Source organism: Nonomuraea sp. NPDC048881, assembly GCF_040649795.1.
GTDB lineage: Bacteria > Actinomycetota > Actinomycetes > Streptosporangiales > Streptosporangiaceae > Nonomuraea.
This window is the reverse complement of the sequence record NZ_JBEZGC010000021.1, coordinates 1-26,978: the sequence shown is the minus strand read 5'-3', so window position 1 is coordinate 26,978 and position 26,978 is coordinate 1. Positions and strand designations below refer to the sequence as shown.

Sequence of the window (26,978 nt, the reverse complement as noted above, 5' to 3'; positions counted from 1 at the left end):
TCACACCGGGGTCAGGCCTGCGTCGCCGCGGCGGTCGCGGCGGCGGGCGCGTTCTCCGGGAAGTGGCAGGCCACGCGGTGGCCGCCGGCCAGCTCCTCCAGGGGCGGCTCGACCGTCTTGCAGATCTCCTGCGCCTTCCAGCAGCGGGTGTGGAAGCGGCAGGCGGGCGGCGGGTTGAGCGGGCTCGGCACGTCGCCGGTGAGCCTGATGCGCTCGCGTTCCTTGCGCGCCTTGGGGTCGGGCACGGGCACGGCCGACAGCAGGGCGTTGGTGTAGGGGTGCATCGGCGAGCTGTAGAGGCTCTTGCGGTCGGCGATCTCGACGATCTTGCCCAGGTACATGACCGCGACCCGGTCGCTGATGTGGCGCACCACCGACAGGTCGTGGGCGATCACGACGTAGGTCAGGTCGAGCTCGTTCTGCAGGTCCTCCAGCAGGTTGACGACCTGGGCCTGGATGGACACGTCGAGCGCGGAGACCGGCTCGTCGGCGATGATGAGCTTGGGCTTGAGCGCGAGCGTGCGGGCGATGCCGATGCGCTGCCGCTGACCGCCGGAGAACTCGTGCGGGTAGCGGTTGTAGTGCTCGGGGTTGAGCCCGACCAGGGCGAGGATGTCCTGGACCGCCTTCTTGACGCCGTTCTCGGTCTGCACGCCCTGGATGCGGAAGGGCGCGCCGACGATGGTGCCGACGGTGTGGCGGGGGTTCAGCGACGAGAACGGGTCCTGGAAGATCATCTGCATGTCGCGGCGGAGCGGCCTGAGCCTGCCCTGCCCCATGTGCGTGATGTCCTGGCCCTCGAAGACGACCTTGCCGCCGGTCGGCTCAAGGAGCCTGGTGACCAGGCGGCCGGTGGTGGACTTGCCGCAGCCGGACTCCCCCACCAGGCCGAGCGTCTCGCCCTTGTAGACGTCGAAGCTGACCCCGTCGACCGCCTTGACGGCGCCGACCTGCCGCTTGAGCAGGCCCTTCGTCACCGGGAAGTGCTTCTCCAGCCCCTGGACGGAAAGAAGCGGCTCGTTCGCGGTCACCGTCTCGCTCACTGGCTCTCCAGCACTGGCTTGATCTCGTTCTCCCACAGCTCCCGCCGCTCCGTCCTGCTCATGTGGCAGCGCACCAGGTGGCCGCCCTCGGTCTCGATCAGGCCGGGCACCTCGCTGCTGGACTTGCCCCCGGTGCGCTCGGCGTAGGGGCAGCGGGGGTGGAAGGCGCAGCCCGAAGGCACGTTGATCAGGGACGGCGGCGAGCCCTTGATCGGCAGCAGCCGTTCGGTGGGCTCCCGGTCGAGGCGGGGCATCGATCCCAGTAGACCCCATGTGTAGGGGTGCTCGGGACGGTAGAAGATGTCGTCGGCGGTGCCGTACTCGATGCACTTGCCGCCGTACATGACCAGGATGTCGTCGGACAGCTCGGCCACCACGCCCAGGTCGTGGGTGATGATGATCAGCGCGGAGTTGAACTCGCGCTGCAGGTCGACCATGAGGTCGAGGATCTGGGCCTGCACGGTCACGTCGAGCGCGGTGGTCGGCTCATCGGCGATGAGCAGTTCGGGGTCGCACGACAGCGCCATGGCGATCATCGCGCGCTGCCGCATGCCGCCGGAGAACTCGTGCGGGTAGGAGTCGACGCGGCGCTGGGGCTCGGGGATGCCCACGCGGCCCAGCATGTCCACGGCGTGCTTCTTGGCGACGGCCTTGGTGACCTTGTGGTGGATCCGGTACGCCTCGACGATCTGGTCGCCGACCGTGTAGAAGGGGTGCATCGCCGACAGCGGATCCTGGAAGATCATCGCCATCTTCTTGCCGCGCAGCCCGCGCACGTGCTCCTGCGAGGCGCCCACGAGCTCCTCGCCGTCGAGCCAGATCTCGCCCGAGACGTTGGCGCCCTTGCCCTTGTGCAGGCCGAGGATGCCGAGGCTGGTCACCGACTTGCCCGAGCCGGACTCGCCGACGATGCCGAGGGTCTTGCCGCGTTCGAGGCTGAAGGTCAGCCCGTCGACGGAGCGGACCAGGCCGTCGTCGGTCGGGAAGTGGATCTTCAGGTCCTTGACGTCGAGGAAGGGACTCACGCCAGCCTCACTCTCGGGTCAACGACCGCGTAGAGCAGGTCGACGATCAGGTTGGCCAGGATGATGAAGGCCGCCGCGACGATCGTGACGCCCATCACCTGGGGAAGGTCGTTGTTGCTGATGGCGTCGACGGCGTACTTGCCGATGCCGGGCAGCGAGAAGGTGCTCTCGGTCAGGACGGCGCCGCCGAGCAGCAGCCCCAGGTCGAGGCCGAACATGGTGACCACGGGGGTGAGCGTGGCCCGCAGCCCGTGTTTGAGCACCACCTTCCGCTCGGGCAGGCCCTTGGCCCTGGCCGTGCGGATGTAGTCCTCCGACATGGTCTCCAGCATGCCCGCGCGGGTGAGGCGGGCGTAGCCGGCGGCGTACAGGAAGGCGAGCGTCACCCAGGGCAGCATGAGGTTGTTGGCCCAGGTGAGCGGGTCTTCGCTGATCGGCACCCAGTCGGCCACGTCGCCGACCAGGCCGAGCTGGTCGCGGAAGATGGCCAGGGAGACGATGCCGGTGAAGAAGATCGGCAGCGAGACGCCGGCCAGGGCGATGCCCATGGACAGGCGGTCGAAGAAGCTGCCGCGGCGCAGCGCCGACAGCACGCCGGTGGCCACGCCGAAGATGACCCACACCACGGCCGCGCCGAGCGCCAGCGACAAGGTGATCGGCAGGCGGTTGAGCAGGTCGGGCAGGACCGGGTTCTGGCTGACGTAGCTGTAGCCGAAGCAGGGCGCCGGGCAGTGCTCGATGCCGGGGCCGTAGTTGCGGTCGACGCCGACGAAGATGCCCTGCACGAAACGCCCGTACTGGACCAGGATCGGGTCGTAGAAGCCGAGGCGCACAGCCGTGTCGTGGATCACCTCGGCGTTGGCCGCCTTGCCCACGTACCGGGAGGCCAGGTCGTCAGCGGACATCCCAGCGAGCCGAGGCACGAGGAAGAAGATGGCGAACGTCGCGATGCTCACCACGAAGAGCAGCATGACGGCCGCTATCAACCGTCTGAGAATGTATGTGAACACTGATCTCGGCCATGGCGGCCGGGCCTTGTGAGCCCGGCCGCCGAAGCCTTCACCTGCTTTCGGTACGGGACGTTCCGGCAGTATGCGCCGTTGCTACTGGGTGCTCAGCGTGAGGAACTCGTACATGCCCCAGTTCTGGGAGACGAAGACGTTCTTCAGCTGCGGCGGACGGTAGAACAGGCCGTGCGCCCAGACGTAGGGAAGGATGTAGGCCGACTCCATGACCTGCTTGTCGACGGCGGCCCAGATGCTGTTGCGCTTGGTCGCGTCGGTCTCGCCCGCGGCCTGGTCGATCAGCTCGTCGATCTTGGGGTCCTTCACGCCGAGGTTGGTGTTACCGGCGGGACGGATGACCCGGCTGTCGACGATCTGCTGGAAGAAGCCGAAGCCCTCGGGGTAGTCGGCGCCCCAGCCGTAGACCATGAGGCCCAGGTTGTTCTTCTTGGCGAAGTCGGGCTTGCCGGCGTACAGCTTGAAGTAGTCACCCTGCGGGAAGCCCTTGAGCTCCAGCTTGATGCCCACGCGGCCGAGCGACTGCTGCAGCGACTCGGCGGTCTGCTTCTCGGCAGAGCGCTCGTTGCGGAAGGAGATGGTGGTGCTGAAGCCGTTGGGCTGGCCGCAGGCCGCCAGTTCTTCCTTGGCCTTGGCGATGTCGCCGGTCGGGTTGGCCTCGACGCCGTAGGGGTCGATCTTCTCGTAACCGGTCATCTTGGCCGGCATGAGGCTGAGGGCCACGTCGCCACCGGCGTCCGGGCCGCCGTAGGCGCCCTGGATGGCCGAGCGGTCGGTCGCGTACAGCACGGCCTTGCGGCAGTGGATGTTGTCGAACGGCGGCACGTCACCGTTGATGTTGGTGAACCAGGTGCGGTCGATCGGGGCCGAGTCGGCGTACTGCTTGACCTTCTCGTCGGTCAGGACCGTCTTGCGGGCGTTGGCCGCCACGCCGGTGCTGTTGACCTTGACGTCGATCTTGCCGGAGAGCAGGCGCTGGTCGAGGTCGTCCTCGTTCTGGCCCAGCAGCACCTCGATCGAGTCGTTGAGCTGCTTGCGGTTGGGGTCGGTCGCCGCGTCCCAGTTCGGGTTCTTGACGAGCTCGATGCGCTTGGTGAGCTCGTGCGCCTTGAACATGTACGGGCCGGTCGCGACCGGGTGCTCCTTGTACTTCGAGCCGGTGTCCTTGGCCTCGGGCACGGGGGCCGTCTGCGGGAGCATGGCGAAGTAGTCGAAACCGCCGTACGCCTTCTTCAGGTGGAAGACGATGGTCTGGTCGTCGGGGGTCTCGATCGCCTTGAAGTCGTCGAGCTTGCCCTTCATCTTGTACGGGCCGGTGTAGCTGCCGACGTCGAGCCAGTCGTTGAAGTACGTCGGGCCGCTGGGCAGGATGTCCTTGTCCAGCGAGCGCGCCACGCCGTACTTGACGTCCTTCGAGGTGACCGGGGTGCCGTCCTCGAACTTGACGCCCTTGCGCAGCTTGTACGTCCACGTCTTGCCGCCGTCGCTCGGCGTGCCCAGGCCCTCGGCCAGGTCGCCGACGAGCTGCAGGCCCTCCTCGCCGGGGACCGGCTTGAACATGGTGAGCGCGCGCGTGTAGAGGCGGGCGAAGTTCCAGGCGTAGCCGTAGTACATGTCGCCCGGGTCCACCGAGTCGAAGTCGCCGGGCATGCCCATGTGCAGGGTGCCGCCGACCTTCTCCGACGGGTTGATGACCGCCGTCACGCCCGCGTTGTACTTGCTGGACGGCTTGTCGTCGCTGCCCGAGCCGCTGGTGTTCTTGCTGCCACCGCCGCCGCCACCACACGCGGAGACGACCACGGCGAGAGCGGCGGTCACCGCGATCGCCGACGCCTTAGATCTCATCTTCATCGACCTGACACACCCCTTGAATCTAGGAGTTGAGAGAACTTGCGGATAACTACTCACGAGGCCTTATCGGGCCTTGGGATCGAAGGCGTCCCTGAGGCCGTCACCGAGCAGGTTGAACGCCAGCACGGTGATGAAGATCGCGAGGCCGGGGAAGATCATGAAGTTGGGCGCCACGTCGTAGTTGTGGACCGCCTCAGCCAGCATGCCTCCCCACGTGGGGGTCGGCGGCCGCACGCCCACGCCGAGGAAGGAGAGTGCGGCCTCGAACAGGATGTTCGACGGGATCAGCAGCGTCGAGTACACGAGGATCGGCGCGAGCAGGTTGGGCAGGATCTCCTTGAACAGGATCGTGTGGCTGCGCGCGCCCAGGCTTCTGGAGGCGTCGACGAACTCCCGCTCGCGCAGGGAGAGCGTCTGGCCCCGGATGATGCGCCCGATGTAGGGCCAGTTGAAGAAGCCGATGATGAACACCAGCAGGCTGATCCTGAGGGTGTCGCCCGACATGCCGAACGCCTTGTCGGGGATGACGCCGGCCAGCGCCAGCGCGAACACCAGCAGCGGGAAGGCGAGGAAGATGTCCATGAGGCGGGAGATGATGGTGTCGACCCAGCCGCCGAAGAAGCCGGCGATCATCCCCAGCACGGTGCCGATCACCACGCACAGCAGCGTCGCGAAGAACGCGATCAGCAGCGAGATGCGGGCGCCGTACAGGATCCGGCTGAACAGGTCGCGGCCCGTGGTGGGCTCGACACCGAACAGGAAGTCCCAGCTCATGCCGCCGAAGGCGCCGATCGGAGCCTGGATCGCCGGGTCGATCTTCTCCCGGTGCCATTCGGCCGGGTCGTGACCGAACCACGACACCAGCAGCGGCGCGAAGATCGCCACGAGGATCAGCAGGACGATGACGATGCCGCCGATCATCGCGATGCGGTCGCGCTTGAGGCGCATCCAGGCGATCTGCCCGAGGGAACGCCCCCGGATGACTGAAGACTCCGCCCCCTCAAGAACGGTCTCCGGCCCGGCCTCGACGGCCGAGTCAGGAACATCGAGCGGTGCGGTCATGCCAGTGGCCCCCTGGATTCCAGACGACGTCGTCCGTGTCGGCGCGACCCGGTCAGGGTAGTGCGCCCGTGCAAGGCGAGTCCGCAGAGTCGCGGCCCCAGGAGGCAGAATCTATGGCCTGAGCTGGTATGACCAGTCCCTCAGCGCTCGATGTGGCTCAACTGTGATTGACGCGAAACTTATTCGTATCGATCTTGATGTGAATGTCTACGGCCCGTCCCGGTTGGGTCTCGGAACTGTGACAGTGCCGATCCACGACCGTTTCCGTCCGAAATCAGCTGATGCCGCGGCGCTTCAGAAGCGCTTCGATATCGGAGAAGTCATCGTCGGTCTTGGGGGTCTTCGGGGCCACCGACGGCTGGGGCTTGTTCGCTACGGGCTGAACCGGCGGCTTCCCTCCCGGCTCGGGAGCGGCCTTCTTCTTGCGCCCCAAGGACAGCCTGCGGCCGCGCATCACCCCGGAGACCACGAACAGCACGGCGGCCAGGCCCGCCACGGCCACACCGGCCCACACCATCGGGTTGAGCACCAGCCCGGTGACGAACCCCACCGCGGTCGCCCCGATCGTCCACAGCGCGCTGAGCGCGCCGGTCAGGTAGGCCGCCACCGGCAGCAGGGACCAGGCCGCCAGCCTCATCCCCGCGGCCGCACCCCGGCGCCTGAAGGCCAGGAAGCTCAGCACCAGCCCTACCGCCGTCACCCCGGCGCACAGCGGCAACCAGGCGATCTGATTGAACATTACGGCCGCCCCTCGTCTCGACTACGCCTTCCATCCTGGCACGCGAAACGACGGGGGCCTCTCCTCCGCGAGGACCAGACGCCCCCTAGGGGATCAGCGCGCGCAGATCGGCGACGCCGACGCCGGCCAGCGAGGAGACCACCAGACGGCCGGGGGCCGGCTCGACGGGCAGCAGGTTGGGGACGGCCACGACGGCGCAGCCGGCCGCCGTGGCGGCCGCCACGCCGTTGGGTGAGTCCTCCAGCACCACGCAGCGCACCGGCTCGACGCCGAGCAGCCCGGCCGCCTTGAGGTAGGGCTCGGGGTCGGGCTTGGTCCGCTCGACGTCGGCGGCGGTGACGACGACGTCGAAGCGGTCTTCGCCGAAGCCCTTCAGCACGGCGTCGGCGATCTCCTTCATCGACGAGGTGACCAGGCCGACCGGCACCCCCTCGTCGCGCAGCGCCTCCAGCAGCTCCGCGGCCCCCGGCATGACGGCGACGCCCTCGGCCAGGCGCTCGACCATGCCGGCGACCATCCACTCCTGCACCGTCGGCGCCGGGACGTCGGCCCCGGAGACGGCGAGCATGTAGTCGAGCGTGCGCTCCATGGACCCGCCGACCAGGTGGGCCTGGTGCTGGGGCGTCCAGGCGGCGCCGAGCCTGGCCATCACCCTGGTCTCGATCTCCAGCCAGACCTTCTCGCTGTCGACGAGCAGGCCGTCCATGTCGAAGAAGACCGCTTCCACGTGCTTTCCCCCGATGACGAACTAGACGTTGAAGTACTTGGCCTCGGGGTGGTGCGCGACCAGCGCCGAGGTGGCCTGCTCGGGGTGGAGCTGGAACTCCTCCGACAGGCTGACGCCGATGCGCCCCGGGTCGAGCAGCTCGAACAGCTGCTGCTGGTCCTCCAGGTTGGGGCAGGCCGGGTAGCCGAAGGAGTAGCGGCAGCCCTGGATGTTGACCTTGAGCATGTCGTCGAGGGTCTCCTGACCGCCGATGCCCCACTCCGCGCGCACCCGGGCGTGCCAGTACTCGGCCAGCGCCTCGGTGAGCTGCACCGACAGGCCGTGCAGCTCCAGGTAGTCGCGGTAGGCGTCCTTGGCGAACAGCTCGGCGGTGGCCTGGGAGATCTTGGCCCCCATGGTGGCCACCTGGAAGCCGACGACGTCGACCTCGCCGGAGTCCTTACTCCGGAAGAAGTCGGCCAGGCACAGGTGCCGGTCGCGGCGCTGGCGCGGGAAGGTGAAGCGGGTGCGCTCGTTGCCGTCGTCGCCCAGGATGATCAGCGAGTCGCCGTCGCTGACGCACGGGAAGTAGCCGTAGACGACGGCCGCCTCCAGCAGGCCCTCGGTCTGCATGCGCTCCAGCCACATGCGCAGCCTGGGCCGGCCCTCGGTCTCGACCAGCTCCTCGTAGCCGGGCCCGTCGCCGCCCCTGGTGGGCTTGAGGCCCCACTGGCCCAGGAACAGGGCGCGCTCGTCGAGGAAGGCCGCGTACTCGTTCAGCGAGATGCCCTTGACCACGCGGTCGCCGTGGAAGGGCGGCGTGGGCACCGGGTTGTCGGCGGCCACGTCGGAGCGGGCGGGCAGCTCCTCGACCGGGGTGCGCTGCAGCACCGCGCCGGTCTTGACCCGCCGCTCGCGCAGCGGCGGCAGCGTGGCGCCCTCGACGCCGCGCTTGACGGCCATGAACGAGTCCATCAGCCGCAGGCCCTCGAACGCGTCGCGGGCGTAGCGCACCTCGCCCTCGAACAGCTCGGCGAGGTCCTGCTCGACGTAGGCGCGGGTGAGCGCGGCGCCGCCGAGCAGCACCGGGTACTTCTCCGACAGGCCCCTGGAGTTCATCTCCTCCAGGTTCTCCTTCATGATGACCGTCGACTTCACCAGCAGCCCGGACATGCCGATCACGTCGGCCTTCTGCTCGTCGGCGGCCTCCAGGATGGCCGAGACCGGCTGCTTGATGCCGAGGTTGACCACCTGGTAGCCGTTGTTGGACAGGATGATGTCCACCAGGTTCTTGCCGATGTCGTGCACGTCGCCCTTGACCGTGGCCAGCACGATGCGGCCCTTGGTCTCGCCCTCGACGCGGTCCATGTGCGGCTCCAGGTAGGCCACGGCGGCCTTCATCACCTCGGCCGACTGCAGCACGAACGGCAGCTGCATCTGGCCGGAGCCGAACAGCTCGCCGACCGTCTTCATGCCGTCGAGCAGCACCTCGTTGATGATCTCCAGCGCGGGCCGCTGGGTGAGCGCGTCGTCGAGGTCGGCCTCCAGGCCCTTGCGCTCGCCGTCGATGATGCGCCGCTTGAGCCGCTCCCACAGCGGCAGCGCGGCCAGCTCCTCGGCCTTGCCGGCGCGCATGGCCGCGGCGTCGACGCCCTCGAACAGGTCCATGAAGCGCTGCAGCGGGTCGTAGCCCTCGCGGCGGCGGTCGTAGACCATGTCGAGCGCGACCTGGCGCTGCTCGTCGGGGATGCGGGCCATCGGCAGGATCTTGGAGGCGTGCACGATGGCGGAGTCGAGGCCGGCGTTGACGCACTCGTTGAGGAACACCGAGTTGAGCACCATGCGGGCGGCCGGGTTGAGGCCGAAGCTGATGTTGGACAGCCCCAGCGTGGTCTGCACGCCCGGGTAGCGGCGCTTGAGCTCGCGGATGGCCTCGATGGTCTCCAGGCCGTCGCGCCTGGTCTCCTCCTGGCCCGTCGCGATGGGGAAGGTCAGGCAGTCGACGATGATGTCCTCGACGCGCATGCCCCAGTTGCCGGTCAGGTCCTCGATGAGGCGGGAGGCCACGCGCACCTTCCAGTCGGCGGTGCGGGCCTGGCCCTCCTCGTCGATGGTCAGCGCGACGACGGCCGCGCCGTGCTCGCGCACCAGGCGCATGATCTTCTGGAAGCGGGAGTCGGGGCCGTCGCCGTCCTCGTAGTTGACGGAGTTGACGGCCGCCCGGCCGCCGAGCATCTCCAGGCCGGCCTGGAGCACGGCGGGCTCGGTGGAGTCGAGCATGATCGGCAGCGTGGAGGCGGTGGCGAAGCGGAAGGCCAGCTCCTTCATGTCGGCCACGCCGTCGCGGCCGACGTAGTCGACGCACAGGTCGAGCATGTGGGCGCCGTCGCGGGCCTGGTCGCGGGCGGTCTCCACGCAGTCGTCCCAGCGGCCCTCCAGCATCGCCTCGCGGAAGGCCTTGGAGCCGTTGGTGTTGCAGCGCTCGCCGATGGCCAGGTAGGAGGTGTCCTGGCGGAAGGGGACCGTCTGGTAGAGGGAGGATGCGCCGGGCTCGGGGTGGGGGCGGCGCGCGACCGGCTCCTTGCCGCGCACCCGCTCGACCACCTGGCGCAGGTGCTCGGGGGTGGTGCCGCAGCAGCCGCCGACCAGCGACAGGCCGTAGTCGCGGGCGAAGGTCTCGTGCGCGTCGGCCAGCTCCTGCGCCGACAGCGGATAGTACGCGCCGTCGGAGGTGAGCACCGGCAGGCCGGCGTTGGGCATGCAGGACAGCTTGAGCCGGGAGTGGCGGGCGAGGTAGCGCAGGTGCTCGCTCATCTCGGCCGGGCCGGTCGCGCAGTTGAGCCCGACGATGTCGACGCCGAGCGGCTCGATCGCGGTGAGCGCGGCGCCGATCTCCGAGCCGAGCAGCATCGCGCCGTTGGTCTCGATCGTCACCTGGGCGATGATCGGGACGTCCCGGCCGGCCGCCTCGACGGCCCGCTTGGCGCCGATGACGGCGGCCTTGACCTGGAGCAGGTCCTGGCAGGTCTCGATGATGAGCGCGTCGGCGCCGCCCGCGATCAGGCCGGCCGCGTTGTCGCGGTAGGCGTCGCGCAGACTCCGGTAGGGCAGGTGGCCCAGCGTCGGCAGCTTGGTGCCAGGCCCCATCGAGCCGAGGACGAAGCGCGGCTGCTCCGGCGTGGACCAGTGGTCGGCCCGCTCGCGGGCGATGCGGGCGCCGGCCTCGGAGTACTCGAAGACGCGCTCGCCGATGTCGTACTCGCCGAGCGCGGCCAGGTTGGCGCCGAAGGTGTTGGTCTCGACGCAGTCGACGCCGACGGCGAAGTACGCGTCGTGCACGCCCTGGACGATGTCGGGACGGGTGACGTTGAGGACCTCGTTGCAGCCCTCGTGCCCCTCGAAGTCGTCGAGCGTCGGGTCCTGCGCCTGGAGCATCGTGCCCATAGCCCCGTCGGCCACGATCACGCGCTGGGACAACACTTCTCGGAAGGACGGGGAGATGCTCATGCCGTAGAGCTTATCGGCTGAGTCCCGACCGCTTATTCTTCCGCCTGTCAATTGACCTGGCGTCCAATACCGGTGGGCCCGTCCGGCTTCCTTCGTGTCGTTCCGGCGGGCGTCCGCCCCCTTTCGGGGTGATCCGCTAGGGGCGAACGAAAGGGAGGGGTGAGCGCCGTGGGACGGGGGATAGTCGCGTGGTGGGCTGGGCGAAAGGGGTGGGCCGGTGGCTCGGAGCGTTCGCGGGGAGATCGGTGACGCCGACGCCTGCTTACCGCATAGGCTTAGCGCGATGAGGGAGAGAGGAGGCGACACGTGATCGAGCTCGAAGGGCTCCCCGAGCTCGTCGACCCGGTGCTCATTGCCGCGTTCGAGGGGTGGAACGACGCGGGCGAGGCTTCCAGCGGTGTGATCGCCCATCTCGAGTCGTCCTGGAAGGCCGAGCCGCTGATCGCGCTCGACCCCGACGACTACTACGACTTCCAGGTCACCCGTCCCGTGGTGGAGATGGGCGACGGGCTGACCCGGTCCATCGTGTGGCCGACGACGCGGCTGTTCCACGCCCGTCCGCCGGGCAGCGAGCGCGACGTCGTGCTGCTGCGCGGCATCGAGCCCAACATGCGCTGGCGTTCCTTCTGCGCCGACATCATCCAGGTCTGCCGCGAGCTGGGCGTCGAGCTGGCGGTCATGCTGGGCGCGCTGCTCAACGACTCGCCGCACACCCGTCCTGTGCCGATCCTGGGCGGGGCCACCGACGAGGCGCTGGCCCGTTCGACCAACCTGGAGCTCAGCCGCTACGAGGGCCCCACCGGCATCGTCGGCGTGCTCCAGCACGCCTTCGGCGAGGCCGGGCTCGACGCGATCTCGTTGTGGGCCTCGGTCCCCCACTACGTCGCCCAGCCGCCCAACCCGAAGGCCACCCTCGCGCTGCTGCGCCGCATGGAGGACGTGCTGGAGATCCCGATGCCGCTCGGCGACCTCGACGAGGAGGCGCGCGCCTGGGAGCGCGGCGTCGACGAGCTGGCCTCGCAGGACAGCGAGGTGGCCGAATACGTCAAGGAGCTGGAGGAGCGCAAGGACGCGGCCGAGCTGCCGGAGGCGAGCGGCGACGCGATCGCCGCCGAGTTCGAGCGCTACCTGCGCCGCCGCGACCGCGACACCGACAGCTGACCCCAGGCTCAGACCACCACACCCGTTGGCCGACTCCTGGGCTCCTCATCCCGGCCCAGACCGTTACACCCGACGACTGACTCCGGGGGCAATCCCGGCCCAGGCCGCCACACCCGTTGGCTGACTCCCGGGGCATCCCTGGCTTGGGCTGTCCAGGTCGCGCGTGTGCATCCCTGAGGCCGGAAGGTGAGGGATCGCTCGGCTACATGCCAGGCCCGGGGCTGAGGGGGCGATCGGCTACAGCTCGGGGCGGGCTGACGAGGTCGGTCGCTGCATCTCTCCATGCCTGTGAGGTCGCGGCCGGATTTCTGAGGGCCGGGGTTACGTCCGGGCGGCGGGGGTCGGGTGCGGGTGTCGGTGTGTGAGGGACTGGTCGTAGCGGTGCCAGATGAGGGCGGTCACGGCGGGGTCCGGGGCGAGCGGGGCGGTGACCAGGTCGGCGCCCGAGGCGGTCAGCCGGTCGTGGAAGAAGCCGGGGGCCAGCACGTACGAGGCCACCACCACCCGGCCACGGGACGTCCTGCGCGCCTGGTCAACCGCGTCCGGCAGCGACGGCGTCCCCGAGGCGGCGAAGGCCGCCGTGACCGGCCGCGACAGGCGTACCGAGAGCCGCCGGGCCGCGGCGCGCACGTCGGCGAGCCCGGCGGGGTCGGACGAGCCCGCCGCGCCCAGGATCACTGTGTCGTCGGCGCGCAGCCCCGCCTGGGCCAGCGTGCGGACGAGCGCCGAGGTCAGCAGGGCGTGCGGACCGAGCCGGCCGGCCACCAGCGCGTCCGGACGGCGGGCGGCGACCACCTCGGGCAGGTCGACGTGCACGTGGTAGCCCCCGGCCAGCAGCAACGGCACGACCACCACCGGCCCCGGCACGGCCGGCAGCACGTCGGCGAGCAGCGGCGCGCTGATCTCCAGGAAACTCGGCTCGACCCGGCACCCCGGCCGGGCCCTACGGACCGAACGGGCCAGCGCGGCCAGCGCCCGCTCCCCCGCCGCACTCCGCGTGCCGTGCGCGGCCAGCACCAACGTGGGCAGCGGCCCCTCCTTCAGCGCGGACCCACGCACCAGAGGGGACACACTCACCAGAGCGGGCGGACGCACGAGAGCGGGCGCATGCACGTGCACAGGTGCACCCACGGCGTCGGGCGCACGTACGAGAGCGGGCACACGTACGAGAGCGGGCGCGTGCACAGGTGCACGCACGACATCGCACGCACTCACGACATCGGGTGCACGCATGAGGACCGGGGCACGCACGAAGGCCGGGGCACGCATGAGAGTGGGCCCGATGTCCGGGGCCAGGCCGGGGTGGGTGGGGTGGAGAGGGGTCATGGGGTGGGCTGGTGGGGGCAGGCCAGGCGGTAGCCGCGTTTGACGACCGTCTCGACGATGCCGGCCGGCCCCAGGGCGCGGCGCAGCCGGGTGACGGCCATCTCCACCGCGTGCTCGGCCGAGTCCCGGGCCGCGCTGCCCGGCAGCACCGTGCGCAGGTCGGCGCGGGAGACGACGTGGCCCGGCTTGTCGGCCAGGCGTTTGAGCACCGCCATCGGCGCGGGCGGCAGCGGACGCAGGTCGCCGTCCACGACGACGGCGTGGCCGCGCACCTCCAGCCGGTGCCCGCCCGCGACCAGCCGGGTGACGCCGTGCTCGGGCAGGTGCCTGGCCAGCGCGCGGGCCAGGGCGCCGAGACGGGACCGGTCGGGCCGCAGGACGCGTACGCCGCGCGAGGTCAGCGGCTCGGCCGTCACGGGCCCCACGCAGGCGGCCACGACGGGCCCGCCGAACGCGGCCAGCAGCGCGTCCTCCAGCCCGTCGGAGCGGGCCGCGCCGAGCATGGCATGGACGGCGGGCGCGCTGGTGAAGGCCACCGCGTCCACCGCGCCCGAGACGGCCTGGCTGATCAGGCGGCGCAGGGGCGAGCCGTCGCGGCAGGGCAGCCACCGGTAGACCGGGATCTCGATCACCTCGGCCCCGGCCGCGCGCAGGGCCGCCACGAAGGCGGTGAGCGGCTCGCCGTGCTGCTGGACCGCGATGCGCCGGCCGCGCAGGTCCTGGGCGAGCAGGTGCTCCTTGACCTCGTCGCAGGACTCGGTGACGGGAGTCCAGTGGTCGGTCAGCCCGGCGGCCCGGACGGCTCCCCTGGCCTTGGGGCCGCGGGTGAGCAGGCGGGCCCGGCCGAGGTGGTCGCCCAGGTCGGCGGACAGGCCCCAGCCCTCGGCGGCGGCCATCCAGCCGCGGAAGCCGACGCCGGTGGTGACGACCACGTCGTCCAGGGGGGCCTGGAGGGTGAGCCGGGTGGCGGCGAGCAGGTCGGCGTCCTCGGCCAGGGGCACCAGGCGGATGGCGGGCGCGCTTACGACGCGGGCGCCGCGCCGCGCCAGCAGCGCGGCGAACTCCTCCCGCCGCCGCGTGGCGGTCACCCCGATGGTGAACCCGGCCAGCGCGTCGGGCGCCGTCTCAGGAGACCCTCGGGTGAACCCGGCCAGCGCGTCGGACGCCGTCTCAGGAGACCCTCGGGTGAACCCGGCCGGCGCGTCGGGCGCCGTCTCGGGAGACCCTTCGGAAAGGGCGGTCATGCCAGCACCTCTGGGCAGGCGGGGCCGGGTCGGGCCCCGAGCGCCCGGCCGGGCGTCACAGGCGCGGGCGACGCAAGTGAGATCACCCTCCGATCCTGCTTTCGGGTGGTTTCACCCTTGGGTCTCCACTGTTACCGCTGTGCTACAAGGCCCGGCCTTCAGGGTTGAGGGGATCCGGCGACGGGAACCGTTCCGCATGACGATCGCGGCGTTTCGGGGAGTTGCGGGTGACGGTCCGGCCTATTCGCGTGTTCGACGATCCGGTGCTCCGCGTGGTGGCGGAGCCGGTGCACGACTTCGACCGGGAGCTGCGGCGCCTGGTGAAGTCGCTGACGCTCACCCTGCGGGCGGGCACGGGCCGGGCGGGCCTGTCGGCCCCGCAGATCGGCGAGCCGGTGCGGGTGCTCGTCTACTCCTACGACGGCCGATCCGGTCATCTGGTCAACCCGCGGCTGGAGCTGTCGGAGCGGCGGATCACCGCCGACGAGGCGTGCCTGTCGGCGCCGGGCCTCTGGCGTCCGCTGGAACGCTCCTACATGGTCACGGCGCGCGGCCGCGACATGTTCGGCAAGCCGGTGACGCTACGGGCGCTTGGCGTGCTGGCGAGGGTGCTGCAACACGAGGCCGATCATCTCGACGGGGTGCTGTTCAGCGACCACCTCGAAGCTGAGGAGCGGGAACGCTTTCTTGCCGAGGCACTGCCGGCGAGCTGAGCTCACGCCGCTGTTCGGGGTCGGTGCCGCCCCACACGCCGTGCGCCTGACGGGTGTCCAGCGCGTACTGCAGGCAGGGCCGGCGCACGGGGCACCGGCCGCAGATGGTCTTGGCCTTCTCGACCTGCGAGCGGCCGGGGCCTTCGAGCGAGATCGGGAAGAACAGTTCGGGGTCCAGTTCCAGGCAGGCTGCCCTGCGTGACCAGTTGAGCATCATCATGCCCATCGCGCCTACCCATGCCTTCCGGCGTCATACCTGTCAGATCCCGGCTCGGACCTCGACTTGCATTCCGGCTCAGATCTCGGCCAGCAGCCGGTCCCAGTCCCGCAGGAACCTGGGCAGGCCGTAGCGCGCCAGGGCGGCGGCGCGCGCGGCCTTGCCGGCCTGGGCGGCCCGCTCGGGGTCGGTGACGAAGGCGTGCAGGGCGTCGGCCAGCACGTCCACCCTGGTGGAGAGCACCCCGGCCTCCTGCGGCACCGCCTCGACGGCCTCGGTGGTGGCCAGCGCCACGACGGGCATGCCCAGGGTCATGGCCTCGATGAGGGCCAGGCCCAGCGACGTCCAGCGGTAGGGGTGCAGGTAGGCGCGTCTGCGGGCCAGGGCGGCGTGCATGACGTGCTGCGGCAGGTCCTCGTAGGTGCCGTACGGCAGTCCGTCCACCTTCATGCCGAACACGTCCAGCGGGACGCGCTCGGCGAAGCGCGGCAGCAGGTCGGTGCCGGCGACCCTGGTACGGCGTACCGGCTCGTTGACCACGACGCCGGCCCTGGCCAGCTCGCCGGTGTACAGGTGGCCCGGGTCGGGGACGCCGTGCTCGATCACGCGGGTGGGCGCCCGGCCGTTGTCCCAGAACAGCTCGTTGAAGTGGGTCACATGGACGATCGTGATGTCACTCTGGCCGGACAGCGGATGCCTCGTGCGCGGGACGTCGCCGGCCGGCGTGTTGTGCTCGACGTACACGCCGGGGGCCGCGCGGCCGAGCCACTCGCGGGCCAGGTCGATCTCGTGCGGCCGCTGGTAGACGACCACGTCGATCGGCTCGTCGCGGAGCCGGTCGTAGGCCACCTCGCGGACGTTGTCCGGCCAGTCGTAGGTGGCGGCGCGCCCCCGGCCGTCGGGACCGCGGCCGGGAACGAGCGGCAGCACGTAGTCGTGGCCGCCGCTGACGAAGGCGCTGGTCCACGAGCCGTGGACGTGCCAGATGAGGATCCTCACCAGCGGCTCCAGCCCATGGCCCGGGCCCAGGGCGCGGACGAGGCCGCCGCCACGGGCATCTCGGGCGCGCTGAGCACCCGGTCGACGACGTCGGTGAGATCGTCGGCGACCTCGGCCGCCTGCTCGATCTCCTCCTCCAGGGTCTGCCTGGTCGGGACGAGGATGCCCCGGGCCCCCGCGGCCCTGGCCGCCTCCATGTCCCGGCCGATGTCGCCGACCACCACGCAGTCGCGCGGGCTGACGTCGAGGACGGCGGCCGCCCTGATCACCAGCCCCGGCGCCGGTTTGCGGCAGGTGCAGCCGTCGGCGTCGTCGTGCACGCAGATGGCCCACGCGTCGAACGGCCCGAGCAGCTCCTCCACCCTGGCGTTCACCTGGTCCATCTCGTCCGGCGAGAGCAGGCCCTTGGCGACGCCGGACTGGTTGGTGACCACCGCGACGGGCACGTCGGCCCGGCGGAGCCTGCCGAGCGCCTCGACCGCTCCCGGCATGGGCTCGACGAGGCGCGGGTCGCCGTTGTACGGCACGTCTTTGATCAAGGTTCCGTCCCGGTCGAAGAGGACGGCCCCGGGACGTCGCTTTTCGAACACCTCTCACCTCCGTCGCGTGGTCCGGCAGCTACCCGGGCCACCACCCGGCAAACAACTACTCAGAGTGACTAATCCCAGGCGGTTTCGCCCGTTTTCGCATCTCCCGAGGTAGCCCCAGGTTTGAGAGCCGCTTCTCTCGGTAGCGGTTCTCGACATCTGCGGGGGAGGAAACGATGAAGTTTCTCGGCATCAACGCGATCTTCCACGACCCGGCCGCGGCGCTGGTCGTCGACGGGAAGATCGTGGCCGCGGCGGAGGAGGAGCGCTTCAGCCGCCGCAAGCACGGCAAACGGCCGCTGGCGTTCTCCGCGTGGGAGCTGCCCGAGCAGGCCGCCGCCTGGTGCCTGCACGAGGCGGGCCTGTCCCCCGAGGACCTGGACGCCGTGGCCTACTCCTACGACCCGGCGCTGGTGGTCCAGCGGCCGGAGGGCGACTGGGAGGACCTGCGCACGAAGTACGCCGTCCGGGCCCCCGCCTTCCTGGCGACCGCGCTGCCGGGCCTGGACGCCGGGCAGGTCACCTACGTGCCGCACCACGTGGCGCACGCCGCCTCGGCCGGCCTGGCCTCCCCCTGGCGCGACTGCGCGGTGCTGGTGTGCGACGGGCGCGGCGAGAACGTCTCGCACCTGGCCGGCCGCTACCGCGACGGCGAGTTGGAGGTGCTGGCCGCCCAGGAGCTGCCGCACTCGCTCGGCCTGATGTACGAGGACGTCACCCAGCACCTGGGCTTCCTGCGCTCCAGCGACGAGTACAAGGTCATGGCCATGGCCTCCTACGGCCGGCCGCGCCACCTGGAGTCGCTGCGCGAGATCATCTACACGACCGGCGACGGCGGTTTCCGCGTCGAGCCGGTCGACTGGAACGTCTACGTCAAGGCCCTGGCCATGGGCGAGCCGTGGACCTCCGACCACGCCGACCTTGCCGCCAGCGTGCAGGCCCGGCTGGAGGAGGTGCTGCTGGAGCTGGCCCGCTGGCTGCACGAGCGCACCGGCGAACGGCGGCTCGCGCTGGCCGGCGGGGTGGCGCTGAACTGCGTGGCCAACACCCGGCTGCTGGACGAGGGGCCGTTCGAGGAGGTGTGGGCCCAGCCGGCCGCCGGCGACTCCGGCACGGCGCTGGGCGGCGCGCTGCACCTGGCGCAGACCTACGGCGAGCCGGCCGGTCCCATGCCGGGCGCGGCGCTCGGGCGCGGGTTCACCGACGAGGAGCTGGGCGCCTGGCTGGACGTGGCGCGGGTGCCGTACACGCGGCCGGCCGACCTGGGCGCGGCGGTGGCCGCCGAACTGGCCGCCGACCGGATCGTGGCCTGGTTCCAGGGCCGGTCCGAGTACGGGCCGCGGGCGCTCGGCCGCCGGTCGCTGCTGGCCCATCCGGGGCACGCGGGCAACACCGAGCGGCTCAACGACGTCAAGGGCCGGGAGCAGTTCCGGCCGATCGCGCCGATGGTCCTGGAGTCCAGGGCGCCGGAGATCTTCGGGCGAGGGCCGGTGCCCTCGCCGTACATGCTGTTCGTGCACGACGTGCGCGAGCCCTGGCGGGACCGCATCCCGGCGGTGGTGCACGTGGACGGCACCGCGCGCATCCAGACGATCTCGCCGGCCGACGACCCGCTGATGGCGCGGGTGCTGACCGAGTTCGAGGCGCGCACGGGGCTGCCGGTGGTGGTCAACACCAGCCTGAACACCGCGGGCCGGCCGATGGTCGACGACCCGCGGGACGCGCTGGAGTGCTTCGGCTCCTCGCCGGTGGACGTGCTGGCGCTGGGGCCTTACCTGGTGCGGCGCGGGGAGGTGTTCGCGTCGTGATCACCGTCGTGATCCCCACCATCGGCCGCGCCACGCTGCGGGAGACGCTGGCGGCGGTGGGCCGGTCGGTGCCGGTGATCGTGGTGGACGACCGGCGGGCGGGCGCCGCCGCGCTGGAGCTGCCCGATCACGTGCGGGTCGTGCGCTCGGGCGGCCGGGGCCCGGCCGCGGCGCGCAACGCCGGGTGGCGGGCCGCCGGGACGCCCTGGGTGGTGTTCCTCGACGACGACGTGATCCCCGCGCCCGGGTGGGCCGAGGCGGTCTGGAAGGACCTGGTGGACCTGCCCGACGACGTGGGCGGCAGCCAGGGCCGGATCGTGGTGCCGCGACCGGTCGGCCGGCGGCCCACCGACGCCGAGCGGCACACGCTGGGGCTGTCGGACGCGCTGTGGGTGACCGCCGACATGGCCTACCGGCGTTCGGTGCTGGAGCAGACCGGCGGGTTCGACGAACGTTTCCCCCGCGCCTACCGCGAGGACGCCGACATCGCCCTGCGGGTGGCGCGGGCGGGCCACCGGCTGGTCGCGGGCGAGCGGGTGACCACGCACCCGGTGCGCCAGGACGGGTTCTGGGCGAGCGTGCGCTTCCAGCGCGGCAACGCCGACGACGCGCTGATGCGGCACCTGCACGGGCCGGACTGGCGGCAGGCGATCGGCGGCTCGGGCGGCCGGCTGCGCCGCCACGCCGCCACCTCGGCCGCCGCGCTCACGGCCGCCGCCCTCGGCCTGGCCGCCACCGTGGCCCGCCCGTCCGGGAAAGGGCGCGCTGACCGGTGGCCGGAGAGGCGGCCCGGCAGTCGGCCCGGCAGTCGGCCCGGCAGTCGGCTCGGCAGTCGGCCCGGCAGTCGGCCCGGCGGGCGGCTCGATCGGCGGCCCGGCGGGTGGCGGGCGTTGCCGGTGCTGGCAGCGATCGCCGGAGCCCTGTGGGCCGCGATGACCGCCGAGTTCGCCTGGCGGCGCATCGCCCCAGGGCCGCGTACTCCGCGCGAGGTGTGGCGCATGGCCGTCACCAGCGTGGTGATCCCGCCGGTCGCCTGTGTGCACCGGCTTCGGGGGGAATGGAGGTGGCGGCGATGAGACGTCGCGATCCGGCGGCTCGGTGCGGCCGCGGCCGTACGAACGCCACGCAGTGCCGCGGCAAGGCCGGACGGGCCGCCCGCAAGCCCGCGGAACCCACCACAGCGGAACCCGCCACAGCGGCGGCGTGCCGGGCGGCCGGAGAGCACGGCGGCGGCCGGGGACGCGTCCTGGTGGCGCGGCTCGACGACGCCGGCGACGTCCTGCTGGCCGGGCCCGCCACCCGGGCCGTGCGCACGCTCGCCGACGAGCTGGTCTTCCTGGCCGGTCCCAACGGCCGGGCCGCCGCCGAGCTGCTGCCCGGCGTGGACCGGGTGATCGAGTGGCGGGCGCCGTGGATCGACCACTCCCCCGCCGCCGTGTCCAACGCCCAGGTCGCCGACCTGATCGCCCGGGTGGAGGGCGTGGACGAGGCGCTGCTGCTGACCTCCTTCCACCAGTCGGCACTGCCGCTGGCCCTGCTGCTGCGGATGGCCGGCGTGCGGCGCGTCTGCGCGATCAGCAACGACTACCCCGGCTCGCTCCTGGACGTCCGGCACGTCGTGGACGAGACGCTCGACGTGCCCGAGGCCGAGCGCATGCTGGCCGTCGCGCGGGCCGCCGGGTTCGATCTGCCACCCGGCGACGACGGCAAACTGGCTGTTCGGCGGCCCTTGCCGGATATCGGCCGGGAAAGCGGGCATCTCCTAGGCGTCGGCGGCGCTGCCGATGAACGCTCGTACGTCGTGGTGCATCCAGGGACGTCAGCCCCCGCCAGAACGTGGCCGGCCGACAAGCATCGGCAGGCCGTCAGGGAGCTGGTGGACGACGGGCACCGGGTCGTCGTGACCGGCAAGGAACGTGACCTCACCGCCTACGTGGCCTGCGACGCGGCAGTCGACCTCGGGGGCAGGACCACGTTCGCCGAGCTGGCCGCCGTGATCGAAGGCGCCAGTGTGCTGGTGGCCGGGAACACCGGTCCCGCACACCTGGCCGCGGCGGTCGGCACACCGGTCGTGAGCCTGTTCGCCCCTGTCGTCCCCGCCGCTCGATGGGCCCCGTACGGCGTTCCCACGGTGCTGCTCGGCGACCAGCAGGCGCCCTGCTCGGGAAGCAGGGCGCGCACCTGTCCGGTGGCCGGGCACCCGTGCCTGTCCCTGGTGACAAGTGAGCAGGTGGTCAAGGCAGTGAGGGAGCTGACGCAGTGAAGGTCGATCTCATCTCCGAACACGCCGATCCGCTGGCGGCCATCGGTGGCGTGGACGCGGGCGGGCAGAACGTCTACGTCGCGCACCTGGCCGTCGCACTGGCCGAGCGCGGGCACACGGTCGTCGTCCACACCAGGCGCTCGGCGCGGTCGCAGCCCGACGCGGTGACCATGGCGCCCGGCGTCACGGTCGAGTACGTCACGGCGGGGCCGGCCGCGGTCGTGCCGAAGGACGAGCTGCCGCCGTACATGCCGGAGTTCACCGAACGCCTGGCCGACCGCTGGGCGGCCGACCCGCCGGACGTGGCCCACGCGCACTTCTGGATGAGCGGCCAGGCGGCCCTGCGGGCCGCCGCCGGGGGCGTGCCGGTGGTGCAGACCTTCCACGCGCTCGGCACCGTGAAGCGGCGCTGGCAGGGCGAGGCCGACACCAGCCCGGCGCACCGGATCGACACCGAGCGCGAGATCGGCAAGCGGGCCGACGCGGTGCTGGCCACCTGCAGCGACGAGGTCAGCGAGCTGTGCGCGATGGGCGTGCCCGAGCGGCGCGTCACGGTGGTGCCCTGCGGGGTGGACCTGACGGCGTTCCGCCCGCAGGGGCCGGTCGCGCCGCGCGCGGGCGCCAAGGTGGTGCTCAGCATCGGCCGGATGGTGCCGCGCAAGGGCGTGGACACCTTGATCGCCGCGCTGCGCCAGCTCCCGGACGCCGACCTGGTGATCGCCGGCGGCGGCCCGGACGACGAGGAGGAGACCGCCCGGCTGCGCGACCTGGCCCTCGCCTACGGGCTCCAGGACCGGGTGCACCTGATCGGCAGCGTCCCGCGCACGCACGTGCCGGCGTTGATGCGCTCGGCCGACGTCGTGGTCACCGTGCCCTGGTACGAGCCGTTCGGGATGGTCCCGATCGAGGCGATGGCCTGCGGCGTGCCCGTCGTGGCCTCGGCGGTCGGCGGCCACCTGGACACGGTCGCGGGCTGCGGCGTGCTGGTCCCGCCGCGCCGCCCGCGGGCGCTGGCCAGGGCGCTGCGCGACGTGCTCGCCGACCCGGGCAGGCGCGCGGCGCTGGGCGCGGCGGGGGCGCGGCGGGCCCGCGAGCGGTACGGCTGGTCGCGCATCGCCGAGCAGACCGAGGCGGTGTACACGCAGGTCATCGACGGCAAGCTCTGCCGCCTGGCCGCTCTGGGGGGTTGATCATGGACAGACATCTGGAAAAGCTCTGGACCACGCTGGAGAAGGTCGACGACCACGCGGTCACCATCCGCGCCTGGGGCGGGAAGCTGGCCGGCGTGCTGTCGGCCGGCGGCCGGCTGCTGGCCTGCGGCAACGGCGGGTCGGCGGCCGAGGCCCAGCACCTGACGGCCGAGCTGGTGGGCCGGTTCAGGGCCGACCGGCCGCCGTACGCGGCGATCCCGCTGCACGGCGACAGCTCCTCGATGACCGCGATCGCCAACGACTTCGGCCACGAGGAGGTCTACGCCCGCCAGGTGCGGGCGCACGGCCGTCCCGGTGACGTGCTGATGTGCCTGTCCACCAGCGGCGGCAGCCCGAACGTGCTGGCCGCGGCCCGCGCGGCGCAGGAGGTCGGCGTGGTCGCCTGGGCGCTGACCGGGCCCGCGCCGAACCCGCTGGCCGACCTGTGCGACGAGGCCGTGGCCGTGCCCGCGCAGGAGACGGCCACCGTCCAGGAGGTGCACCTCGCCATGATCCACCTGCTCTGCGACGCCATCGAGGAGGCCGTCTGATGGGCCCCCTCGTCGTCATCGGCGACACACTGCTCGACGTGGACGTCGAGGGCGACAGCGAGCGGCTGTGCCCGGACGCGCCGGTCCCGGTGGTCGACATCGCGGCCGAGCACGCCCGCCCCGGCGGAGCCGGGCTGGCCGCGCTGCTGGCCGCGCGGGACGGCGCGGAGGTGGTGCTGATCACCGCGATCGGCGACGACCCCGACGGTCACCGCCTGTGCGCGCTGCTGTCGGAGGAGGTCGAGCTGGTACGCCTGCCGCTGAACGGCGGGACCGTGCGCAAGACCAGGGTCAGGTCGAGAGGCCAGACCATGCTCAGGCTCGACAGCGGCGACGGCGTCACCCGGTCCGACCCGCCCGGCGAGATCCCCGAGGAGATCACGGCCGTGCTGGCCCGCGCCGGCGCCGTACTGGTCTCCGACTACGGCAGGGGCGTGGCCGGCATGGCCCGGGAGCTGCTGCGCGAGGCCCGCGTACCGGTCGTGTGGGACCCGCACCCCCGGGGCGGGCCGCCCATGCCGGGCTGCACGCTGGTGACGCCGAGCGAGGCGGAGGCCAGGATGTTGTGCCCGGACGGCTACCGCGGCCCCGACCACGCGGCCCGCCGCCTGGTGCGGGAGCTGCGCGCGGGAGCCGTGGCGGTCACCACCGGCGGCAACGGCGCCACGCTGGCCGTCCAGGGCGGCCCGCTGACGCGGGTGCCGCCGCCGGTGACGGCGGCCGGGCAGGACGCGTGCGGCGCGGGCGACCGGTTCGCCGGCGCCGCGGCGCTCGCGCTGCGGGACGGCGCGGACGTCGAGGAGGCGGTCACCATCGGCGTCGGCGAGGCCTCGCGCTTCGTCGAGCGCGGCGGGGCCGCCACCGTCAGGACCCAGGAACAGCGGCTCGGCGACCGGCCGCGCACCGCGCTGGAGGTGGCCAGGCTCACCCGCGCGCAGGGCGGCCGGCTGATCGCCACCGGCGGCTGTTTCGACCTGTTGCACGCGGGGCACGTGAGCCTCCTGCGGCGGGCCAGGGCGCTGGGCGACGCTCTCGTCGTCTGCGTCAACTCCGACGACTCGGTGCGCAGGCTGAAGGGCCCGTCCAGGCCCGTGGTCGACGCGCGGGACCGGGTCGAGGTGCTGCGGGCGCTGAGCTGCGTGGACGCGGTCCTGGTGTTCGAGGAGGACACCCCGGCCGAGTCCATCGAGCTGCTGCGGCCCGACGTGTGGGTGAAGGGCGGGGACTACGAGGGGGAAGTCCTGCCCGAGTCAGAGGTCCTGGAGCGGCTCGGCGCCGAGTTCGTCGCCCTCAGCACGCTGCCGGGACGTTCGACCAGCAATCTGATCAGGGAGATCCAGTGAATATTTTGATCACCGGGGGCGCCTCCGGTCTCGGCCTGGCCACCGCCGAAGCGGTCGAGAAGGAGGGCTGGCGGGCGCTCGTCGTCGACGTGCGCGAGCCGGACCAGCGCTTCGACCACGTCACGGCCGACCTGGCCGACCGCGGGCAGGCCGAGCGGGCCGTGCGCGAGCTCGCCGAGCGGGCCGGCGGCCTGGACGGCGTGGTGACCGCGGCCGGCATCGACGCCTGCGGACGCCTGGAGGACGTGCCCGCCGACGACTGGGAGCGGGTGATCCAGGTCAACCTGCTCGGCACGGCCGCCGTCGTCCGGGCGGCGCTGCCGTATCTGAAGCGGAGCCGCGGCAAGGTGGTGACCTGCGCCTCGACGCTCGGGCTGCGCCCGCTGAGCGACGCCTCGGCGTACTCGGCCTCCAAGTTCGGCGTCGTCGGCTTCACCAGGGGCCTGGCGGTCGAGCTGCGCGGCGAGGTGGGGGTGACCCTGCTGATCCCGGGCGGCATGCGGACGAGCTTCTTCGACGGGCGTCCCGAGCAGTACAAGCCGGGCCCGGAGGCGGGGCTGAACGACCCGGCCGACGTCGCCCAGACCGTCGTGTTCGCGCTCCGGCAGCCGGCCGGGTGCGAGGTCAGAGAGCTGGTCGTCTGCCCCTCGACGGAGACGTCATGGCCCTAGAACTGCTGGCGTTGCGCGGGCTCGGCCTGGGCGACCTGCTCACGGCCGTCCCCGCGCTGCGGGCGCTGCGGCAGTCGTTCCCCGGGCACCGGATCACGCTGGCCGCGCCGAAGTCCCTGGAGGCCCTGCTGCCGCTGATCGGCGCGGTGGACGCCCAGGTGGACGTGTCCGGGCCGGGCCCGGTGCCGTTCCAGCGGCCCGACATCGCGGTCAACCTGCACGGCAAGGGACCGCAGAGCATCGAGGCGCTGCGCGCCACCGACCCGGGCCGGCTGATCAGCTTCGGCGTCGGCCCGCCGTGGCAGGACGGCGGGCACGAGGTGCGGCGCTGGTGCGGCCTGCTGGAGTGGCACGGCATCCCCGCCGACCCGGAGGACCTGACGCTCGGCATCTCCGACCGGACGGGCCCGGTGATCGTGCATCCGGGGGCCGCCTACCCGGCGCGGCGCTGGCCGCCCGAGCGGTTCGCCGAGGTCGCGGCGGCGCTGGACGACGTGGTCGTCACCGGCAACGCCGACGAGGTGCCGATCGCCACGAAGGTCGCCGAGCTGGCCGGGCTGCCGCCGGAGCGCATGCTGGCCGGCCGCACCCGGCTGGCCGACCTGATCGACCTGGTCAGCCGGGCCAGGTTGGTGGTCTGCGGCGACACCGGGGTCGCGCACCTGGCGACGGCGTTCTGCGTGCCGTCGGTGGTGCTGTTCGGCCCGGTGCCGCCGTCGGAGTGGGGGCCGCCGCCCGGATGGCGGCACGTGGCCCTGTGGGCCGGTCGCAAGGGCGACCCGCACGGCCTGCGCCCCGATCCCGGCCTGCTCAGGATCGAGGTGTCGGAAGTGGTCGACGCAGCTCTGGAGGTCACGTCATGAGGGCTCTGGTCACCGGCGGAGCCGGCTTCCTCGGTTCCTACCTGTGCGAACGCCTGCTGGACGAGGGCGCCGAGGTCATCTGCATGGACAGTTTCCTGACCGGCGGCCCGCGCAACGTCGAGCACCTGCTGGACAATCCGGCCTTCCGGCTCATCGAGAGCGACCTGACCGGGTACGTGCACGTCCCGGGTCGGGTGGACCTGGTGCTGCACTTCGCCTCGGCCGCCTCGCCGGCCGACTACCTGCGCTACCCGATCGAGACGTTGCGGGTGGGCAGCGTGGGCACCCTGCACGCGCTCGGGCTGGCCAGGGAGAAGGGCGCCCGGTTCGTCCTGGCGTCCACCAGCGAGGTGTACGGCGACCCGCTGGAGCACCCGCAGAAGGAGACGTACTGGGGGAACGTCAACCCGGTCGGCCCGCGCAGCGTCTACGACGAGGCCAAGCGCTTCGCCGAGTCGCTGACCACCGCCTACCGCCACTCGCGCGGCACCGACACCGGGATCGTGCGCATCTTCAACACCTACGGCCCGCGGATGCGCCCGTTCGACGGCCGGGCGATCCCGACGTTCATCCGGCAGTCGCTGAAGGGCGAGCCGCTGACCATCACCGGCGACGGCACCCAGACCAGGTCGATCTGCTACGTGGACGACACGGTCTCGGGCATCCTGGCCATGGCCCGCAGCGACTTCACCGGCCCGGTCAACATCGGCAACCCGGACGAGCTGACCATGCTGGAGCTCGCCACCCTCATCCGCGACCTGACCGGTTCGGCCTCGGAGATCGAGTTCATCGACCGGCCCGCCGACGATCCGAAGGTGCGCCGGCCCGACACCACCCTGGCCGCCGAGCGGCTGGGCTGGCGGGCGGAGGTGCCCGCCAAGGAGGGGCTGCGGCGCACGATCGAGTGGTTCACCGCGGAGCTCGCCGCGAACGACAGGTTCGAGGAGCTGCGTGTGTGACGGAGAACGCCGAGGGATCGGCGACTCCACGGGAGGTCGTGGGCCGGGCGTGCCTCGGGCACGTACGAGGAGACCGTCGTGCCCGCCCGGTCGGGCGCCGCCGGACTGCCCATCACCTACCGGGCGGC

24 protein-coding genes are annotated in these 26,978 nt (G+C 72.0%); 11 read left to right on the top strand and 13 right to left on the bottom strand.

The features are described from left to right. Positions 1-11: 11 nt before the first annotated feature. From AB0C33_RS43150 to metH, 8 genes are all read right to left on the bottom strand, one after another. Positions 12-1,043, bottom strand: coding sequence for a dipeptide ABC transporter ATP-binding protein (locus tag AB0C33_RS43150; RefSeq protein WP_352326884.1), 1,032 nt, complete (start codon positions 1,041-1,043; stop codon positions 12-14). Further along, positions 1,040-2,068, bottom strand: a complete 1,029-nt coding sequence (locus AB0C33_RS43145; RefSeq protein ID WP_358298997.1) for an ABC transporter ATP-binding protein — start codon at positions 2,066-2,068, stop codon at positions 1,040-1,042. The genes AB0C33_RS43150 and AB0C33_RS43145 overlap by 4 nt, the downstream gene beginning before the upstream one ends. Beyond that, the gene (locus tag AB0C33_RS43140) at positions 2,065-3,078 is read right to left on the bottom strand and encodes an ABC transporter permease (protein ID WP_352364030.1); all 1,014 of its coding nucleotides are present in this window, start codon (positions 3,076-3,078) and stop codon (positions 2,065-2,067) included. Before AB0C33_RS43140 ends, AB0C33_RS43145 begins: the two co-directional genes overlap by 4 nt. A gap of 93 nt (positions 3,079-3,171) precedes the next feature. Beyond that, positions 3,172-4,941, bottom strand: coding sequence for an ABC transporter substrate-binding protein (locus AB0C33_RS43135; RefSeq protein ID WP_358298995.1), 1,770 nt, complete (start codon positions 4,939-4,941; stop codon positions 3,172-3,174). A gap of 63 nt (positions 4,942-5,004) precedes the next feature. After that, on the bottom strand, positions 5,005-6,003 hold the full coding sequence (locus AB0C33_RS43130) for an ABC transporter permease (RefSeq protein ID WP_352364026.1): 999 nt from the start codon (positions 6,001-6,003) through the stop codon (positions 5,005-5,007). A gap of 274 nt (positions 6,004-6,277) precedes the next feature. Next, a complete protein-coding gene (locus AB0C33_RS43125) occupies positions 6,278-6,742 on the bottom strand; it encodes a cellulose synthase (protein ID WP_358298993.1) in 465 nt (154 codons plus the stop codon). 85 nt (positions 6,743-6,827) lie between these two features. Continuing rightward, a complete protein-coding gene (locus tag AB0C33_RS43120; protein ID WP_358298991.1) occupies positions 6,828-7,469 on the bottom strand; it encodes an HAD family phosphatase in 642 nt (213 codons plus the stop codon). A 21-nt stretch (positions 7,470-7,490) separates the two neighbouring features. Then, positions 7,491-10,955, bottom strand: coding sequence for a methionine synthase (gene metH, locus AB0C33_RS43115; protein WP_358298989.1), 3,465 nt, complete (start codon positions 10,953-10,955; stop codon positions 7,491-7,493). Positions 10,956-11,261: 306 nt separating this feature from the next. Here metH and AB0C33_RS43110 point away from each other — a divergent pair, with 306 nt between their 5' ends. Beyond that, positions 11,262-12,116, top strand: coding sequence for a PAC2 family protein (locus AB0C33_RS43110; RefSeq protein ID WP_352325653.1), 855 nt, complete (start codon positions 11,262-11,264; stop codon positions 12,114-12,116). A gap of 321 nt (positions 12,117-12,437) precedes the next feature. Here the strand turns inward: AB0C33_RS43110 and AB0C33_RS43105 are convergent, their stop codons facing one another. Next, the gene (locus AB0C33_RS43105) at positions 12,438-13,193 is read right to left on the bottom strand and encodes a CbiX/SirB N-terminal domain-containing protein (protein ID WP_358298987.1); all 756 of its coding nucleotides are present in this window, start codon (positions 13,191-13,193) and stop codon (positions 12,438-12,440) included. A gap of 245 nt (positions 13,194-13,438) precedes the next feature. Further along, positions 13,439-14,686 (bottom strand): uroporphyrinogen-III synthase, encoded by a 1,248-nt coding sequence (locus tag AB0C33_RS43100; protein ID WP_358298985.1) that lies wholly within the window; start codon positions 14,684-14,686, stop codon positions 13,439-13,441. Between the two features lie 248 nt (positions 14,687-14,934). On the opposite strand from AB0C33_RS43100, the gene AB0C33_RS43095 reads away from it, so the two are divergent. Beyond that, positions 14,935-15,399: a peptide deformylase gene (locus tag AB0C33_RS43095; RefSeq protein ID WP_352364015.1), complete on the top strand. Its 465-nt coding sequence runs from the start codon at positions 14,935-14,937 to the stop codon at positions 15,397-15,399. Here the strand turns inward: AB0C33_RS43095 and AB0C33_RS43090 are convergent. The 3 genes from AB0C33_RS43090 to AB0C33_RS43080 form a co-directional block, all read right to left on the bottom strand. Next, positions 15,335-15,619: a WhiB family transcriptional regulator gene (locus AB0C33_RS43090; protein ID WP_357977583.1), complete on the bottom strand. Its 285-nt coding sequence runs from the start codon at positions 15,617-15,619 to the stop codon at positions 15,335-15,337. The two genes, AB0C33_RS43095 and AB0C33_RS43090, sit on opposite strands and share 65 nt — an antisense overlap. A gap of 75 nt (positions 15,620-15,694) precedes the next feature. After that, complete coding sequence (locus tag AB0C33_RS43085) at positions 15,695-16,615, bottom strand: glycosyltransferase (RefSeq protein ID WP_358298983.1); 921 nt, start codon at positions 16,613-16,615, stop codon at positions 15,695-15,697. Then, positions 16,612-17,205, bottom strand: coding sequence for an HAD-IIIA family hydrolase (locus AB0C33_RS43080; RefSeq protein WP_358298981.1), 594 nt, complete (start codon positions 17,203-17,205; stop codon positions 16,612-16,614). Before AB0C33_RS43080 ends, AB0C33_RS43085 begins: the two co-directional genes overlap by 4 nt. A gap of 173 nt (positions 17,206-17,378) precedes the next feature. Here AB0C33_RS43080 and AB0C33_RS43075 point away from each other — a divergent pair, with 173 nt between their 5' ends. Genes AB0C33_RS43075 through AB0C33_RS43035 form a run of 9 tightly spaced genes read left to right on the top strand, consistent with a single transcriptional unit; the run spans position 17,379 to position 26,850 of the window. Next, positions 17,379-19,010, top strand: a complete 1,632-nt coding sequence (locus AB0C33_RS43075; protein WP_352364009.1) for a carbamoyltransferase C-terminal domain-containing protein — start codon at positions 17,379-17,381, stop codon at positions 19,008-19,010. Continuing rightward, positions 19,007-20,086: a glycosyltransferase gene (locus AB0C33_RS43070; RefSeq protein WP_358298978.1), complete on the top strand. Its 1,080-nt coding sequence runs from the start codon at positions 19,007-19,009 to the stop codon at positions 20,084-20,086. Before AB0C33_RS43075 ends, AB0C33_RS43070 begins: the two co-directional genes overlap by 4 nt. Continuing rightward, positions 20,083-21,273 (top strand): glycosyltransferase family 9 protein, encoded by a 1,191-nt coding sequence (locus AB0C33_RS43065; RefSeq protein ID WP_358298976.1) that lies wholly within the window; start codon positions 20,083-20,085, stop codon positions 21,271-21,273. Before AB0C33_RS43070 ends, AB0C33_RS43065 begins: the two co-directional genes overlap by 4 nt. Next, positions 21,270-22,463 carry a glycosyltransferase gene (locus tag AB0C33_RS43060; RefSeq protein WP_358298974.1) on the top strand — a complete coding sequence of 398 codons (1,194 nt, stop codon included), beginning with the start codon at positions 21,270-21,272 and terminating at the stop codon, positions 22,461-22,463. The genes AB0C33_RS43065 and AB0C33_RS43060 overlap by 4 nt, the downstream gene beginning before the upstream one ends. Positions 22,464-22,465: 2 nt before the next feature. After that, positions 22,466-23,014, top strand: a complete 549-nt coding sequence (locus tag AB0C33_RS43055; protein ID WP_357977238.1) for an SIS domain-containing protein — start codon at positions 22,466-22,468, stop codon at positions 23,012-23,014. Then, on the top strand, positions 23,014-24,357 hold the full coding sequence (locus tag AB0C33_RS43050) for a PfkB family carbohydrate kinase (RefSeq protein WP_358298972.1): 1,344 nt from the start codon (positions 23,014-23,016) through the stop codon (positions 24,355-24,357). The genes AB0C33_RS43055 and AB0C33_RS43050 overlap by 1 nt, the downstream gene beginning before the upstream one ends. Then, positions 24,354-25,028 (top strand): SDR family oxidoreductase, encoded by a 675-nt coding sequence (locus AB0C33_RS43045; protein ID WP_352363997.1) that lies wholly within the window; start codon positions 24,354-24,356, stop codon positions 25,026-25,028. The genes AB0C33_RS43050 and AB0C33_RS43045 overlap by 4 nt, the downstream gene beginning before the upstream one ends. Continuing rightward, positions 25,019-25,891, top strand: a complete 873-nt coding sequence (locus AB0C33_RS43040) for a glycosyltransferase family 9 protein (RefSeq protein WP_358298970.1) — start codon at positions 25,019-25,021, stop codon at positions 25,889-25,891. Before AB0C33_RS43045 ends, AB0C33_RS43040 begins: the two co-directional genes overlap by 10 nt. Then, positions 25,888-26,850, top strand: a complete 963-nt coding sequence (locus tag AB0C33_RS43035) for a UDP-glucuronic acid decarboxylase family protein (RefSeq protein WP_358298968.1) — start codon at positions 25,888-25,890, stop codon at positions 26,848-26,850. Before AB0C33_RS43040 ends, AB0C33_RS43035 begins: the two co-directional genes overlap by 4 nt. The last annotated feature ends 128 nt before the right edge of the window (positions 26,851-26,978 follow it).

Excerpts from the sequence above, each read along its gene's own strand:
- AB0C33_RS43055 (WP_357977238.1), top strand. The coding sequence starts at position 22,466 with ATGGACAGACATCTGGAAAAGCTCTGGACCACGCTGGAGAAGGTCGAC.
- AB0C33_RS43135 (WP_358298995.1), bottom strand. The coding sequence starts at position 4,941 with ATGAAGATGAGATCTAAGGCGTCGGCGATCGCGGTGACCGCCGCTCTC.
- AB0C33_RS43090 (WP_357977583.1), bottom strand. The coding sequence starts at position 15,619 with ATGATGATGCTCAACTGGTCACGCAGGGCAGCCTGCCTGGAACTGGAC.
- AB0C33_RS43075 (WP_352364009.1), top strand. The coding sequence starts at position 17,379 with ATGAAGTTTCTCGGCATCAACGCGATCTTCCACGACCCGGCCGCGGCG.
- AB0C33_RS43050 (WP_358298972.1), top strand. The coding sequence starts at position 23,014 with ATGGGCCCCCTCGTCGTCATCGGCGACACACTGCTCGACGTGGACGTC.
- AB0C33_RS43130 (WP_352364026.1), bottom strand. The coding sequence starts at position 6,003 with ATGACCGCACCGCTCGATGTTCCTGACTCGGCCGTCGAGGCCGGGCCG.
- AB0C33_RS43065 (WP_358298976.1), top strand. The coding sequence starts at position 20,083 with ATGAGACGTCGCGATCCGGCGGCTCGGTGCGGCCGCGGCCGTACGAAC.
- AB0C33_RS43125 (WP_358298993.1), bottom strand. The coding sequence starts at position 6,742 with ATGTTCAATCAGATCGCCTGGTTGCCGCTGTGCGCCGGGGTGACGGCG.
- AB0C33_RS43040 (WP_358298970.1), top strand. The coding sequence starts at position 25,019 with ATGGCCCTAGAACTGCTGGCGTTGCGCGGGCTCGGCCTGGGCGACCTG.
- AB0C33_RS43100 (WP_358298985.1), bottom strand. The coding sequence starts at position 14,686 with ATGACCGCCCTTTCCGAAGGGTCTCCCGAGACGGCGCCCGACGCGCCG.
- AB0C33_RS43035 (WP_358298968.1), top strand. The coding sequence starts at position 25,888 with ATGAGGGCTCTGGTCACCGGCGGAGCCGGCTTCCTCGGTTCCTACCTG.
- metH (WP_358298989.1), bottom strand. The coding sequence starts at position 10,955 with ATGAGCATCTCCCCGTCCTTCCGAGAAGTGTTGTCCCAGCGCGTGATC.